The 14,042-nt window shown below is 67.8% G+C and carries 13 protein-coding genes; 11 read left to right on the top strand and 2 right to left on the bottom strand.

Annotation, left to right across the window (positions count from 1 at the left end; all coding sequences use genetic code 11):
• Nucleotide 1: 1 nt before the first annotated feature.
• Nucleotides 2-1,195 carry a penicillin-binding protein activator gene (locus WMK75_RS06405; RefSeq protein WP_347266837.1) on the bottom strand — a complete coding sequence of 398 codons (1,194 nt, stop codon included), beginning with the start codon at nt 1,193-1,195 and terminating at the stop codon, nt 2-4.
• Between the two features lie 104 nt (nt 1,196-1,299).
• Between WMK75_RS06405 and rsmI the strand changes: the two genes are divergently transcribed.
• The 3 genes from rsmI (at nt 1,300) to gshB (ending at nt 3,631) form a co-directional block, all read left to right on the top strand.
• Entirely contained in the window at nt 1,300-2,208 is a 909-nt protein-coding gene (gene rsmI, locus WMK75_RS06400; protein ID WP_347266836.1) for a 16S rRNA (cytidine(1402)-2'-O)-methyltransferase, read from the top strand.
• Complete coding sequence (locus WMK75_RS06395) at nt 2,205-2,606, top strand: YraN family protein (RefSeq protein WP_347266835.1); 402 nt, start codon at nt 2,205-2,207, stop codon at nt 2,604-2,606. The genes rsmI and WMK75_RS06395 overlap by 4 nt, the downstream gene beginning before the upstream one ends.
• A gap of 74 nt (nt 2,607-2,680) precedes the next feature.
• Nucleotides 2,681-3,631: a glutathione synthase gene (gene gshB, locus WMK75_RS06390; RefSeq protein WP_347266834.1), complete on the top strand. Its 951-nt coding sequence runs from the start codon at nt 2,681-2,683 to the stop codon at nt 3,629-3,631.
• Here the strand turns inward: gshB and WMK75_RS06385 are convergent, their stop codons facing one another.
• Entirely contained in the window at nt 3,632-5,146 is a 1,515-nt protein-coding gene (locus WMK75_RS06385) for a YifB family Mg chelatase-like AAA ATPase (protein WP_347266833.1), read from the bottom strand.
• A 129-nt stretch (nt 5,147-5,275) separates the two neighbouring features.
• Between WMK75_RS06385 and coaBC the strand changes: the two genes are divergently transcribed.
• The 8 genes from coaBC (at nt 5,276) to WMK75_RS06345 (ending at nt 13,623) form a co-directional block, all read left to right on the top strand.
• Nucleotides 5,276-6,547, top strand: a complete 1,272-nt coding sequence (gene coaBC / locus WMK75_RS06380) for a bifunctional phosphopantothenoylcysteine decarboxylase/phosphopantothenate--cysteine ligase CoaBC (protein WP_347266832.1) — start codon at nt 5,276-5,278, stop codon at nt 6,545-6,547.
• Complete coding sequence (locus tag WMK75_RS06375) at nt 6,544-7,611, top strand: cysteine desulfurase family protein (protein ID WP_347266831.1); 1,068 nt, start codon at nt 6,544-6,546, stop codon at nt 7,609-7,611. Before coaBC ends, WMK75_RS06375 begins: the two co-directional genes overlap by 4 nt.
• Nucleotide 7,612: 1 nt before the next feature.
• Nucleotides 7,613-9,139, top strand: coding sequence for a Fe-S cluster assembly protein SufB (gene sufB / locus WMK75_RS06370; RefSeq protein WP_347266830.1), 1,527 nt, complete (start codon nt 7,613-7,615; stop codon nt 9,137-9,139).
• Nucleotides 9,140-9,244: 105 nt separating this feature from the next.
• On the top strand, nt 9,245-10,000 hold the full coding sequence (sufC, locus tag WMK75_RS06365) for a Fe-S cluster assembly ATPase SufC (RefSeq protein WP_347266829.1): 756 nt from the start codon (nt 9,245-9,247) through the stop codon (nt 9,998-10,000).
• Nucleotides 10,000-11,346: a SufD family Fe-S cluster assembly protein gene (locus WMK75_RS06360; RefSeq protein WP_347266828.1), complete on the top strand. Its 1,347-nt coding sequence runs from the start codon at nt 10,000-10,002 to the stop codon at nt 11,344-11,346. The genes sufC and WMK75_RS06360 overlap by 1 nt, the downstream gene beginning before the upstream one ends.
• Nucleotides 11,343-11,831, top strand: a complete 489-nt coding sequence (locus WMK75_RS06355; RefSeq protein ID WP_347266827.1) for a hypothetical protein — start codon at nt 11,343-11,345, stop codon at nt 11,829-11,831. Before WMK75_RS06360 ends, WMK75_RS06355 begins: the two co-directional genes overlap by 4 nt.
• Nucleotides 11,828-12,415, top strand: coding sequence for a YIP1 family protein (locus tag WMK75_RS06350; protein ID WP_347266826.1), 588 nt, complete (start codon nt 11,828-11,830; stop codon nt 12,413-12,415). Before WMK75_RS06355 ends, WMK75_RS06350 begins: the two co-directional genes overlap by 4 nt.
• A complete protein-coding gene (locus WMK75_RS06345) occupies nt 12,412-13,623 on the top strand; it encodes a cysteine desulfurase (protein ID WP_347266825.1) in 1,212 nt (403 codons plus the stop codon). The genes WMK75_RS06350 and WMK75_RS06345 overlap by 4 nt, the downstream gene beginning before the upstream one ends.
• Nucleotides 13,624-14,042: the final 419 nt, after the last annotated feature.

The following is a 14,042-nucleotide window of genomic DNA, read 5'->3' as shown; positions in this document are numbered from 1 at the left end:
CTCAGAACCCGAAGCCGCCAAAGCTGCGCGGCGCCGGGTCCAGCACCACCACCTGGTTGTTGCGCACCGTGGCCACCGCCAGGGCGCGTTCGCTGGTGCCGTCGCGGCGCAGGCGGAAGGCGCCCGAGATGCCGGCAAAGCCCGAATTCTGCGTCAGCCCGGCGGTGGTCAGCGCATTGCGCTTGCCCGCACGCACCAGCGCCGCGATCGCGGCCACGCCGTCATAGGCCAGCGAGCCCAGATCGTGCGGGGTCTCGCCATAGGCGGAACGGTAGCGCTGCTCGAACTGCGCCTTTAGGGCCGTGTCGGGAATGGCGAACCAGCCGCCCTGGACGCCGCGCAGGGCCAGCCGCGCGCTTGGCTGGTCCCAGCGCGTCAGGCCCATCATCTGCACGCTCTGCGAGGTCACGCCGGCATCGGCCAGCCGGTCGGTCAGATAGGGCAGCACCGCGCCCTGGTTCGCGGTCAGGAACACCGCATCGACATTGCCCGAAAGCGCCGCCTGCGCGGCATTGGGCACGATGGCGTCGATGCCCTGGCGCGACACCGCATGGGTCATGCTGCCGGCCAGGGTGGCGCCGTTTCGCTGGATGGCGCGCTCGATGGCGCGGGCACCGACCTGGCCGGCGGCGTCGTCCTCGGCCACCAGCATGATCCGGCGCTTGCCGTTCCGGACGCCAAAGCGCACCAGGCGGTCGGCCACGTTGTCGAAGGTATTGCCCAGCAGAAAGACATTGCCTCCGGCGATGTCGGGATTGTTCGAGAAGGACAGCACGTTGACGCCCCTGGGCGCCATGGCATTGCCCACCGCATTGGCGCTGTCGGCAAACAGCGGGCCGAGGATGATCTTTGCGCCCTCATCCACCGCCTGCTCGGCCTGGGTCACCGCCTGGCCCGGATCGGCGCCGGCGTTATAGATGCGCAGATCGATCCTCGCCCCCTGGGCGTCGGCCGCCGCCATGCGGGCGGAATTGGCCAGCGAACGCGCCAGCCAGTCCAGATCGGCATTGCCGCCCGGCAGCAGCAGCGCCACTGGCACCGGCTGCGAGGGGTCGATGCCCGGGCCGCTCTGCGGACCCGAGGACGCCAGATCGATCGGCTCGCATGCGGCAAGTGCCATTGCGGACAGAAGGGCTGCGATCCTTGCGAGGGGGCGCAAGGCGAAGGCGCCGCGGATCGTTGTCAGGACGGTCATGGCGTGATTCCCTGTAGGTCGGGGCCGGGGGGGTTAACGGGGGCACGTTATTGGCATATCCCGGACATGGCAACTTGCCCCGCCACCAAGGAAAGGACTGCGTGATGGAAGACAGCGCCAGCCACGGCGCCGCGGGTGCGCGGCCGGTCTCGCTGAATGTCGGCACCGCGCCGCTGGAGCCGGGGCTGCATCTGGTCGCGACGCCGATCGGTTCGGCGCGCGACATCACCCTTCGGGCGCTGGATGCGCTGAATGCCGCCGATCTGCTGGCCGCCGAGGACACGCGCAACCTGCGCCACCTGATGGACATCCACGGCATCGCGCTTCGCGGGCGCCGCATCATCGCCTATCACGACCACAATGCCGACCGGCAGCGGCCCGCGATCATGGCGGCACTGGCCGGGGGCAGGTCGGTGGCCTATGCCTCGGATGCGGGCACGCCGCTTGTCGCCGACCCGGGCTATCGGCTGGCGCGCGATGCCGCCGAGGCGGGATACACCGTGCGCGCGCTGCCCGGCCCCTCGGCGGCGCTGGCGGCGCTTTCGGTTTCCGGCCTGCCCAGTGACCGCTTTCTGTTCGTGGGCTTTCCGCCATCGGCGGCAGGGGCGCGGCGCAGGTGGATCGAAAGCTGGCAAAGGGTCGAGGCCACGGTGATTGTCTTTGAAAGCCCGCGCCGCGTTAGGCAATTGTTGGAGAATCTCTGCGAGACTGAGGCGAATCGGATTACGGTGATCTGCAGGGAACTGACCAAGAAATTCGAGGAAGTGATGCGCGGAACCGCGGCGACGCTGCTGGCTCGAATCCCCGATGAGGGGCTGCGCGGCGAGATCGTCGTGCTTTTCGGCCAGCCCGAACCCGCGGTGGCAGACGATGACAGCCTGCGCAAGGCATTGCAGCCGCTTCTCGGGCGGTTGCCGGTCAAGGAGGCCGCGGCCGAGGTCGCGGCGCGCTTTGGCCTGGCACGGCGCGATGTCTATGCCCTGGCGCTGGAGATGCGAAAGGACAGCGAATGACGCAAGCGGAAGCCATGGCGGTGCGGATCGGAGCAAGGGGGCGGCGCGGTGCCGTTGCCCATTCAGCCGGCCGCTTTGCCGAGGAATCGGTGGCGCGCGAATATGGCCGTCGTGGCTACGAACTGGTCGCCGAGCGCTGGCGCGGTCAGGGCGGCGAGATCGATCTCGTCCTGCGCAAGGACGATGAATATGCCTTTGTCGAGGTCAAGAAATCTGCCGACCATGCCGGGGCCGCAGGCCGGATCGGCGCGAGGCAGATTGCGCGGATCTGCAATGCCGCGCTTGAATATTGCGGGCGCCTGCCGACGGGCCTGCTGACCGCCATGCGTTTTGACGCGGCCCTGGTCGACCGTTTCGGGCGCGTCGAGATCCTCGAGAACGCGTTCGGGGCGATCTGACTTCGGCTTGCATTGGCTTGCATTGAGGCGCCATGCGCGCGAGAACTCGGCTCGACACAGCCGGAGTATACAGCATGAATCTGCATGTCGCGCTTCAGATGGACCCGATCGAGCATGTCTCGATCGCCGGTGACAGCACTTTCCGGATCGGGCTCGAGGCCGAGGCACGCGGTCACAGGCTGTTCCAGTATACCGCCGACCGCCTCAGCTATGACGAGGGCCGGATCATGGCCCGGGGGCGGCCGGTCACGCTGCGGCGCGATGCGGGCGATCACGTCAGCTTCGGCGACTGGGCGGATGTCGACCTGTCCGGCTTCGATGTCGTCTGGCTGCGCCAGGATCCGCCCTTCGACATGGGCTATATCACCACCACGCATATGCTGGACCGCATCCATCCGAAGGCTTTCGTGGTCAACGATCCCTTCTGGGTCCGCAACAGCCCGGAAAAGCTGCTGGTGCTGGATTTCCCCGACCTGACTCCGCCGACGCTGATCACCCGCGATCTGGGGCAGATCCGCGCCTTTCGCGAACGTCACGGCGATTTCATCCTGAAGCCGCTTTACGGCAATGGCGGCGTCGGCATCTTCCACATGCGTCCCGACGACCCGAATCTTTCGTCGCTGGTGGAAACCTTCCTCGCCAACAGCCGCGAGCCGGTCATTGCGCAGAAATATCTGCCCGCCGTGGTCAGGGGCGACAAACGCATCATCCTGGTCGATGGCGAGGCGGTCGGGGCGATCAACCGGGTTCCGGCCGCGGGCGAGGCGCGCTCGAACATGCATGTCGGCGGGCGACCGGAAAAGATCGGCCTGACCGCGCGCGAGCATGAGATCTGCGCCCGCATCGGCCCCGCCCTGCGCGAGAAGGGTCTGATCTTCACCGGCATCGACGTGATCGACGGCTGGCTGACCGAGATCAACGTGACCTCGCCCACCGGCATCCAGGAGCTTGAGCGTTTCGACGGCATCAACGCCGCCGCCCTGATCTGGGACGCGGTCGAGCGCCGCCTGGCCGCGCGCCGCTGATCAGTCGGGCCGGCCCGAGACCAGCCGGAAGGACAGCGCCTCGGCCAGATGCGGCAGTCGGATCTGCGGCGAGGCGTCAAGATCGGCCACCGTGCGCGCCGCGCGCAGGATGCGGTGATAGCCGCGCGGGGTCATGCCGAAACGCTCGGCCGCGCGCGCAAACAGGTCGCGGCAGTCGCGGTCGAGCGGCGCGATCTCCTCGAGCAGGCGTCCGGTCGCGTCGGCATTCACCCGGATGCCAGGATGACTGACGAATCGCTGCGTCTGGATGGCGCGCGCCGCAGCGACGCGTGCCGCCACCGCGGCCGAGGGCTCGCCGCCGCCGGGAAGCTGCATCTCCTCGAGCGAGATCTGCGGCACCTCGATGCGCATGTCGAACCGGTCCATCATCGGCCCCGAGATCCGCCCCAGATAATCCGCGCCGCAGACCGGCGCCCGCGCGCAGGCCTGGGCGGCATCGGCCAGATTGCCGCAGCGGCAGGGGTTTGCCGCCGCGACCAGCAGGAAACGCGCCGGGTAGCGCACATGGGCATTGGCGCGCGAGACGTGGATCTCGCCGGTCTCGATGGGCTCGCGCAGGGCGTCGATCACCCGGCGCTCGAATTCGGGCAGTTCGTCCATGAACAGCACGCCGTTATGCGCCATGCTGGCCTGGCCCGGCCCGGCCTGGCGACCGCCGCCGATGATCGCGGCCTGCGAGGCGGTGTGATGCGGCTGGCAGAAGGGCGCCACGCGCGAGATGGCGCCATGCTTCAGCAGCCCGGCGACGGAATGGATCACCGAGGTCTCCAGCGCCTCCTGCGGGCTTAGCGGCGGCAGGATGCCGGGGATGCGCCGGGCCAGCATGGTCTTGGTCGCTCCGGGCGGGCCGACCATCAGCAGGTGGTGGCGACCGGCGGCGGCGATCTCGATGGCGCGGCGGGCGCGTTCCTGTCCCTTGACCTCGGCCAGGTCCTCGCCCGCCTCGGGGATCGCGGCCTCGCCGGGTCGCGCCGGGGCGATCGGCGCGCGGTCAGTCAGGTGGTCGATCGCCTCGCGCAGGTTGCGCGGCGCCAGCACCGCGACCGCGCCGACCCAGGCCGCCTCGGCGCCGCAGGCGTGCGGCACCATCAGCGCATGGCCTTCTGCCGCCGCGGCCATGGCGGCGGGCAGGGCGCCCGAGACCGGCGACAGCCGCCCGTCCAGCGCCAGTTCCCCCAGCGCCACCAATTGCGCCAGCGCCTCGGCGGGAACGACCTCCAGCGCCGCCAGCACCGCAAGCGCGATCGGCAGGTCGAAATGCGAGCCCTCCTTGGGCAGGTCCGCGGGCGAGAGGTTGACGGTGATACGACGCGAGGGCAGGGCGATCGCCAGCGCGGCAAAGGCGGATTTCACCCGCTCGCGCGCCTCGCTGACCGATTTGTCGGGCAGGCCGACGATACCAAAGCCCGGCAGGCCCGGCGCCACCGAACATTGCACCTCGACCAGACGCGCCTCGACCCCGTCGAAGGCGACCGTATAGGCAATCGCCACCATTTCCGCCCCCGTTCCCCCTGCCTGTGGTAGTCTGGCGCGGCTTAAGGATTGGTTAATGGCGGCGCTTGCTTGTTCCGGCACCCGCTTGGGCCTATGTCGGAGACGAGCGTCACGGCAGAGGATATCGCCATGCAGGGCAGCCGCATCTTGCTGATCGTCGGCGGCGGCATAGCCGCCTTCAAGATCCCCGAACTGATCCGCATGCTGCGGCGCGAGGGCGCGGCGGTGGTGCCGGTGCTGACCGGCGCTGGCGCGCAATTCGTCACGCCGCTGACACTGTCGGCGCTGGCCGAGGCGCCCTGCCATCAGGACCTGTTCGACCTGACCCGCGAATCCGAGATGGGCCATATCCGGCTGTCGCGCGCCGCCGATCTGGTGGTGGTGGCGCCGGCCACCGCCGATCTGCTGGCAAAGATGGCGGCGGGACTGGCCGACGATCTGGCCTCGACGCTGCTGCTGGCGACCGACAAGCCGGTGCTGGCCGCCCCGGCGATGAATGTGCGCATGTGGCAGCACCCCGCCACGCGCCGCAACCGCGACACGCTCGAGGAGGACGGCATCCGTTTCATCGGCCCCGATGAGGGCGACATGGCCTGCGGCGAATACGGGCCCGGTCGCATGGCCGAACCCGAGGCGATCCTCGCCGCGATCCGGGCGCTGCTGGACCGCGAGCGGCCGCTGCGCCTGATGCCCGAGACCGCGATCGCGCTGCCCGCTGGGCGGCTGCAGGGCCGGCATGTGATCGTGACCTCGGGTCCCACGCATGAGCCGATCGACCCGGTGCGCTATATCGCCAACCGCTCGAGCGGCGCGCAGGGCAGCGCGATCGCCGCGGCGCTGCGCGATCTGGGCGCGCGGGTCAGCTTCGTCACCGGCCCGGCCGAGGTGCCGCCCCCCGGCGGCGTCGAGGTCATCGCGGTCGAGACCGCGCGTCAGATGCGCGAGGCGGTCGAGGTCGCCTTGCCCGCCGATGCCGCGATCATGGCGGCGGCGGTGGCCGACTGGCATGTGGCCAACGCCCGCGGCGGCAAGATCAAGAAGGATGCCTCGGGCAGCCTGCCGCAGCTGGAATTCGCCGAAAACCCGGACATCCTGGCCTGGATCAGCGGGCTCGGGCGCGGGCGTCCGGCGCTGGTCGTGGGCTTTGCCGCCGAGACCGACGACGTGCTGGCCAATGCCACCGCCAAGCGCGCGCGCAAGGGCTGCGACTGGATCCTTGCCAATGACGTGAGCCCCGCCACCGGCATCATGGGCGGGGCCGAGAACGCGGTGACGCTGATCTCTGCCAGCGGCGCCGAGCCCTGGCCGCGGCTGTCGAAATCCGAGGTGGCGCGGCGCCTGGCCGAGCGCGTCGCCGAGGCGCTGGACGCGCGCGACCTGGCGGCGGAGGGACTGGCATGAGCCGGGTCTATCTGGACTGGAACGCCACCGCGCCGCTGCGCCCCGAGGCGCGTGCGGCGATGCAGGCGGCCTGCGACATCGTCGGCAATCCGTCCTCGGTCCATGCCGAGGGGCGGGCGGCGAAGATGGCGCTGGAATGCGCGCGCGAGGAGGTGGCGGCGGCGCTGGGGGCCGAGGGTCAGGACGTGATCTTCACCTCGGGTGCGACCGAGGCGGCGGCGCTGGTGCTGCAGGACCGGGGTCTGGCCTGCGCCGGGCTGGAGCATGCGGCCGTGCTGGCCTGGTGCGATCCGGTCCTGGCCGCGGATGGCGCCGGGCAGGTGGCAGTTGCCGATCCCGCGCGCACGGCGCTGCAGTTGGCCAATTCCGAAACCGGCGTTCTGCAGGACCTGCCGCAGGGGCTGGCGGTCTCGGACCTGACGCAGGCCTTCGGCAAGGTGCCCCTGGCCTTCAACTGGCTGGGGATCGGGGCCGGGCTGGTCAGCGCCCACAAGCTGGGCGGGCCGCGCGGCATCGGCGCGCTGGTGGTCCGGCGCGGCACCGATCTGGCAGCGCGCATCCGCGGCGGCGGGCAAGAGCAGGGACGCCGCGCCGGCACCGAGAATCTGATCGGCATCCTCGGCTTTGCCGCGGCGGCGCGCGCGGCTCAATATGATCTGGATCAAGGAATCGGAGAAAAAATCTCGGAAATACGCGATTCGCTGCTGCACAGGCTGGAATCCGGGGCGGAAATGGTTACATTCCCGGGGCGCGAGTCCCGCCGCCTGCCCAATACCCTGTCCATCCTGACGCCCGGCTGGCGCGGAGAGACGCAGGTGATGCAGATGGATCTTGCCGGTTTTGCCGTGTCGGCAGGCTCGGCCTGTTCGTCGGGCAAGGTCCGGCCAAGCTCCGTGCTGACGGCCATGGGCATCGCGCCGGAACGGGCGGGCGATGCGATCCGCGTCTCGATCGGTCCGGCCACGGACGCTCGGGACGTGATGAGGTTTGCGGATGCCTGGCTGGCGGCCCATGACCGCTGGCGGCAGAGGAATGATCAGCGGGCGACCGCAGGAAAGGTTTGAGATGGCTGTTGAGATCGGCGATGCAATCGAAGTCCGGGAAGGCGTTGACCGCGAGACCGTCGAGACCGTGCAGAACATGGGGTCCTACAAATACGGCTGGGACACCGAGATCGAGATGGAATACGCCCCCAAGGGCGTCAACGAGGACATCGTCCGGCTGATCTCGAAGAAGAACGAAGAACCGGAATGGATGACCGAATGGCGGCTGCAGGCGTTCCGGCGCTGGCAGACCATGAGCGAGCCGAAATGGGCGATGCTGCATTATCCGGTGATCGACTATCAGGATCAGTATTACTACGCCCGCCCGAAAAGCATGCAGGTCAAGCCCAAGTCGATCGACGAGGTCGACCCCAAGCTGCTGGCCACTTACGAAAAATTGGGAATTCCGCTGAAGGAGCAGATGATCCTCGCAGGCGTCGAGGGCGCCGCGGGTGCGCCCGCCGAGGGCCGCAAGGTGGCGGTCGATGCGGTCTTTGACAGCGTCAGCGTCGGCACCACCTTCAAGGAGGAACTGGCCAAGGCCGGGGTGATCTTCTGCCCGATCTCGGAAGCGATCCGCGAGCATCCGGAACTGGTGAAGAAATACCTCGGCTCGGTCGTGCCGCAATCGGACAATTATTTCGCCACGCTGAACTCGGCGGTGTTTTCGGACGGCAGCTTCGTCTATGTGCCGCCGGGCGTGCGCTGCCCGATGGAGCTGTCGACCTATTTCCGCATCAATGCCGAAAACACCGGGCAGTTCGAGCGCACGCTGATCATCGCCGACAAGGGCAGCTATGTCAGCTATCTTGAAGGCTGCACCGCGCCCAAGCGCGACATCGCGCAGCTGCATGCGGCGGTGGTCGAGATCGTCGTCCTCGAGGATGCCGAGGTCAAGTATTCCACCGTGCAGAACTGGTTCCCCGGTGACGAGGAAGGCAAGGGCGGCATCTACAACTTTGTCACCAAGCGCGCCGATTGCCGCGGCGCGCGCGCCAAGATGATGTGGACCCAGGTCGAGACCGGCTCGGCGATCACCTGGAAATACCCCTCCTGCATCCTGCGCGGCGAGGCCTCGCAGGGCGAGTTCTATTCCATCGCCATCGCCAACAACATGCAACAGGCCGACACCGGGACCAAGATGATCCATCTTGGGAAGAATACCCGCTCACGCATTGTTTCCAAAGGAATTTCTGCCGGAAAGGCGCAGAATACCTATCGTGGTCTGGTCAGCATGCATCCGCGCGCCAGAAACAGCCGCAACTATACGCAATGCGACAGCCTGCTGATCGGCGACAAATGCGGCGCCCATACCGTGCCCTATATCGAGGTCAAGAATACCACCAGCCGCGTCGAGCACGAGGCCACCACCAGCAAGGTCGATGACGACCAGCTGTTCTATTGCCGCGCGCGCGGCATGGATGAGGAAGAGGCGGTGGCGCTGGTCGTCAACGGCTTTTGCCGCGAGGTGCTGCAGGCGCTGCCGATGGAATTCGCCATGGAGGCGCAGTCGCTGGTCGCCATCTCGCTGGAAGGATCGGTGGGATGATCGCCCGCCCCGCCACCGGCACCGTCCGGAACCGTGAATTCACCGATAACCTGCCGGCAGCACCCGTCCCCGCTGCCGCCGCAAGCGCCGAATAGGAAGCCAGTCATGCTGCAAATCAAGAACCTGCACGTCAAACTTGAGGATGAGGACAAGCAGATCCTCAAGGGGGTCGATCTGACCGTCCCGGCGGGCGAGGTGCATGCGATCATGGGGCCCAACGGCTCGGGGAAATCGACGCTGTCCTATGTACTGTCGGGCCGCGACGGCTATGAGGTCACCGAGGGCGAGGCGCATCTGGACGATCTGGCCCTGCTCGGGATGGAGCCCGAGGCGCGCGCCGCCGCCGGCCTGTTCCTGGCGTTCCAGTATCCGGTCGAGATTCCCGGCGTCGGCAACCTGACCTTTCTGCGCACCGCGGTGAACGCACAGCGCAAGGCGCGCGGCGAGGAGGAGCTGTCCTCGGCCGAGTTCCTGAAAATCGTGCGCGCCAAGGCCAAGGCGCTGAACATCGACGGCGAGATGCTCAAGCGTCCGGTGAACGTGGGCTTCTCCGGCGGCGAGAAAAAGCGCAACGAGATCCTGCAGATGGCCATGCTCGAGCCGCGCATGTGCATCCTCGACGAGACCGATTCCGGTCTTGACGTGGATGCGATGCGCCTGGTCGCCGATGGCGTGAACGCGCTGCGCAGCCCTGAGCGGTCCTTCCTGGTGATCACGCATTACCAGCGGCTTCTGGACCATATCCGCCCCGATGTCGTCCACATCATGGCCGATGGCCGCATCGTCAAGTCGGGCGGCCCGGAGCTGGCGCTCGAGGTCGAGCAGAACGGCTATGGCGATCTGCTGGCGGAGGTCGGCTGATGGCGGACACGGCTGTTCTTGCCGAGCAGGCGCCCTCGGTCGAGGGCAAGGCCCGGCCCGCGGCGACGGCCCTGGCCGCGCAGCTTGCGGCGCTGCTGCCGCCGCAGGGCGGATTCACCCGCGCCGCGCGCGCCGATGCCGCGGCGCGGTTGCAGGACATGGGCCTGCCGGGGCCGCGCGACGAATACTGGCGCTATACCGACCCCGCGCCCTTCAACGCGGCAAGCCCCGCGCCGCTGGCCATCGCCGCCGGCGAGACGACGCTGTTCACCGGGCTGGAGCGGCTGACGCTGGTCTTCGTCGACGGACGATTCGATGCCGAGGCCTCGGATCCGCTGGCGGGCGAGGGGCTTGAGATCGCGACGCTGGCCGCAGCCGATACCGGCGGCGCGCATTGGGCCGAGGGGCTTTATGGCCGGCTAGAGGCCGCGGGGCAGCAGCCGGTCGCGCGCCCCTTTGCGGCGCTGAACACGCTGGCGGCGGCGGATGGCGTGCTGATCCGCGTCACCGGCCGCGTGGCGCGCCCGGTGCATGTCACCTATCGCCGCTCGGGTGTCGACACTGATGTGCATGTGCATCACGTGCTGCAGCTTGAGGACGGCGCGGAGCTGACGCTGCTCGAGACCGGCGAGATCGGCGCGCGCTCGAATGTGGTGATCGAGGCGGATCTGGCCCGCGGCGCCAGACTGCACCACATCGCCGCCAAGCGCGCCAATGACGAGCGGCTGGGCCTTGCGCATGTCTTTGCCCGCGTCGGTACCGGGGCGCTGTTCAAGTCCTTCTCGCTGGCGGTCAACGGCCACATGATGCGCAATGAAAGCGTGATCGACATCGCCGGCGACGATGCCGTGGCCCATATCGCCGCCGCGGTTCTGGGCGATGGCAGCCTTGGGCGTTTCCATCACGACGACACGGTGTTCGTCACCCATGCCGGCGAGCGCTGCGAAAGCCGGCAGGTCTACAAGAAGGTGCTGAAGAACGGCGCCGAGGGCATCTTCCAGGGCAAGATCCTGGTCAGGCCGGGGGCGCAAAAGACCGACGGCTACCAGATCAGCCAGGGGCTCTTGCTGGACGAGGACAGCCAGTTCCTCGCCAAGCCCGAACTGGAAATCTATGCCGACGACGTGAAATGCTCGCACGGATCGACCACCGGCGCGCTGGACGAGACGGCGCTGTTCTACCTGCGCTCGCGCGGGGTGCCCAAGGAGCGTGCCATCGTTCTGCTGGTGCTGTCCTTCCTGGCCGATGCGCTGGACGAGATCGAGGATGCGCGCCTGCGTGACGACATCCTTGGCCGGCTGGAGCACTGGCTGACCGAGCGGGCGGGAAATCCGGCCAGGGCATGAGCCGGGCGGGCATCTTTCCGCGGATGCTGCAAAGCTGGTGGGCGCCGGGCAGGGTGGTGCGCTCTCTGCGCGGCATGCCTGACCGGGTGCTGATCGTGGTGCTGATGGCGGCCATGCTGATGTTTCTGGTCGCGCAGGCCCCGGCGCATGCCCGCGCCGCGCAGTTGCAGCCCGGGATTCCGCTGGGCGCGCGCATGGGGGGCGCGCTGCTGGCGGTGATGTTCGTCATGCCGCTCTTGGCCTATGCGCTGGCCGGGCTCAGCGCGGCGTTGTCGCGGCTGACGCCCTGGCCGGTGACGGGGCCGGAGGCGCGGCTGGCGCTGTTCTGGGCGCTGCTGGCGGTGGCACCGGCGATGCTGCTCTCGGGGCTGGTGGCGGGGCTGATCGGCCCCGGCCCGGCGCTGTCATTGACAAAGGCCATGGCGGGGCTCGGCTTTCTGGTGATATGGGGGGCGGGGTTGTGCGCATTGGCGGGGAAGCGATGAAGATCGGCAATCTGGGCGACATGGTGATCGTGACCCTGCGCGATCCGGCGGCGGCGGTGCGCATGCTGCAGGCGCTGGACCTGCCGCTGGCGGCGCGCTGGATGGCGCTGTTTCTGGCGGTCTGCCTCTCGACGCTGCTGGCGGGCCTGTCGCTGCTGATGTTTCCCGTCGAGGTGGATCATCCGGTGTCGCGCATGCTGTCGCAGCCGGCGACGCTGGCGGCGATCCAGTTGACGGTGATGACGGTCTCGGCGGTGATGGTGGCGCAGGTCGGGCGCAGCTTCGGCGGGCGCGGCAGCTTTGCCGACGCGCTGCTGATCATCGCCTGGATCGAGCTGGTGCTGGTCGGGTTGCAGGCGATGCAGGTGGTGATGATGGCGCTGTTTCCCGCCACTGCCTCGCTGCTGTCGATGCTGGCCTTCGGCCTGTTCATCTATCTGGCCGTGTCCATGACCAAGGCGCTGCACGGGTTTGCCAGCACCGGCAAGGTGGCCCTGGCATTCATTGGCAGCGTCTTTCTGCTGGGCTTTCTGCTGTCGCTGATCGCGGCGGCATTCGGCATCGTCCCCGAGGTGACCCCATGAGCTTTGACATCGAAAAGGTCCGCGCCGATTTCCCGATCCTGTCGCGGCAGGTGAACGGCCGGCCGCTGGTCTATCTGGACAATGGCGCCAGCGCGCAAAAGCCGCGCGCGGTGATCGAGGCGATCAGCCGCGCCTATGAGGATGAATATGCCAATGTCCACCGCGGCCTGCATTTCCTGTCCAATCTGGCCACCGACAATTACGAGCGCGTGCGCGCCATCATCGCCCGTTTTCTGAATGCCTCGCGCGAAGATGAGGTGATCTTCACCTCGGGCGCGACCGAGGGGCTGAACCTCGTTTCCTATGCCTGGGCCGCGCCGCGGCTGCAGGCAGGCGACGAGATCGTGCTTTCGGTGCTGGAGCATCACGCCAATATCATTCCCTGGCATTTTCTGCGCGAACGCCAGGGCGTGGTGCTGAAATGGGTCGAGCCCGAGCCTGACGGCAGCCTGCCGGCCGAGAAGGTTCTGGCCGCCGTCGGCCCGCGCACGAAGCTGATCGCGCTGACGCATATGTCGAACGTGACCGGCACCGTGGTCGATGTCGGCGCCGTCGCGCGCGGCACGGATGTGCCGGTGCTGGCCGACGGTTCGCAGGCCTCGGTGCACATGCCGGTGGATGTGGCGGCGCTGGGGGTCGATTTCTACTGCATCACCGGGCACAAGCTTTACGGGCCCTCGGGGTCCGGGGCGATCTGGATCAGGGCCGAACGCCAGGCCGAGATGCGCCCTTTCATGGGTGGCGGCGACATGATCCGCACCGTCACGCGCGAGACGGTGGACTACGCCGACCCGCCCTTGCGCTTCGAGGCCGGCACCCCGGGCATCGTCAACCAGATCGGCCTGGGCGCGGCGCTGGAATATCTGATGGCGCTGGGCATGGACAAGATCGCCGCGCATGAGCGCGACCTGCGCGACCATGCGCGCGCGCGGCTGCGCGATCTGAACTGGCTTTCGGTGCAGGGCGATGCGGCCGAGAAGGGCGCGATCTTTTCCATGACCATGCAGGGCGCGCATGCCCATGACATCTCGACCATCCTTGACAAGCGCGGCATCGCGGTGCGCGCTGGCACGCATTGCGCCATGCCGCTGATGGAGTTCTTTGGCATCACCGCCTCGGCGCGGGCGAGCTTTGCCATGTACAACACCCGCGCCGAGGTCGATGCGCTGATCGACGGCCTTGGCTTCTGCCGCGAGCTTTTCGCCTGAACCCCATTGCAGAGCAGGTGGTTTCCGGCTAATCAGCGGGGGCGCCATAGCCACGGCCGCAACCTCGGGGAACGCCTTTCCCGGGCAAGCGTCGGGCGACAGGGCAAGGACGGAAATGAACAAGACGCGGAGGCCCGCAAGACCGGGGTCCTATAGCTCAGCTGGATAGAACGCTACCCTCGGAAGGCTACTGTCAACCCTCTCTGCTGATCGTGGGGATAAGAAAGAAGGCGTAAAAACAACAAATTGAAGACTGGGTTTCTGGTCTTCCAACTCGAAGGAAATCTGCGTAAGCACTGCGCAAGCAGAAGGCACCCGTAGCTCAGCTGGATAGAGTGTCGGCCTCCGAAGGCGGATGTCAAGTCCGGCAATGTGAACGAGTGAGTAAAAAAGTAGAAGTAAAACAGTAACTTGCGGGC

The sequence above is a fragment of the Paracoccus sp. (in: a-proteobacteria) genome (genome assembly GCF_039808215.1).
Taxonomy (GTDB): Bacteria; Pseudomonadota; Alphaproteobacteria; order Rhodobacterales; family Rhodobacteraceae; genus Paracoccus.
The sequence above is the reverse complement of the archived record's forward strand: the minus strand, read 5'-3'. Positions and strand labels throughout refer to the sequence as shown.

Excerpts from the sequence above, each read along its gene's own strand:
- WMK75_RS06405 (WP_347266837.1), bottom strand. The coding sequence starts at position 1,195 with ATGACCGTCCTGACAACGATCCGCGGCGCCTTCGCCTTGCGCCCCCTC.
- rsmI (WP_347266836.1), top strand. The coding sequence starts at position 1,300 with ATGGAAGACAGCGCCAGCCACGGCGCCGCGGGTGCGCGGCCGGTCTCG.
- WMK75_RS06395 (WP_347266835.1), top strand. The coding sequence starts at position 2,205 with ATGACGCAAGCGGAAGCCATGGCGGTGCGGATCGGAGCAAGGGGGCGG.
- gshB (WP_347266834.1), top strand. The coding sequence starts at position 2,681 with ATGAATCTGCATGTCGCGCTTCAGATGGACCCGATCGAGCATGTCTCG.
- WMK75_RS06385 (WP_347266833.1), bottom strand. The coding sequence starts at position 5,146 with ATGGTGGCGATTGCCTATACGGTCGCCTTCGACGGGGTCGAGGCGCGT.
- coaBC (WP_347266832.1), top strand. The coding sequence starts at position 5,276 with ATGCAGGGCAGCCGCATCTTGCTGATCGTCGGCGGCGGCATAGCCGCC.
- WMK75_RS06375 (WP_347266831.1), top strand. The coding sequence starts at position 6,544 with ATGAGCCGGGTCTATCTGGACTGGAACGCCACCGCGCCGCTGCGCCCC.
- sufB (WP_347266830.1), top strand. The coding sequence starts at position 7,613 with ATGGCTGTTGAGATCGGCGATGCAATCGAAGTCCGGGAAGGCGTTGAC.
- sufC (WP_347266829.1), top strand. The coding sequence starts at position 9,245 with ATGCTGCAAATCAAGAACCTGCACGTCAAACTTGAGGATGAGGACAAG.
- WMK75_RS06360 (WP_347266828.1), top strand. The coding sequence starts at position 10,000 with ATGGCGGACACGGCTGTTCTTGCCGAGCAGGCGCCCTCGGTCGAGGGC.
- WMK75_RS06355 (WP_347266827.1), top strand. The coding sequence starts at position 11,343 with ATGAGCCGGGCGGGCATCTTTCCGCGGATGCTGCAAAGCTGGTGGGCG.
- WMK75_RS06350 (WP_347266826.1), top strand. The coding sequence starts at position 11,828 with ATGAAGATCGGCAATCTGGGCGACATGGTGATCGTGACCCTGCGCGAT.
- WMK75_RS06345 (WP_347266825.1), top strand. The coding sequence starts at position 12,412 with ATGAGCTTTGACATCGAAAAGGTCCGCGCCGATTTCCCGATCCTGTCG.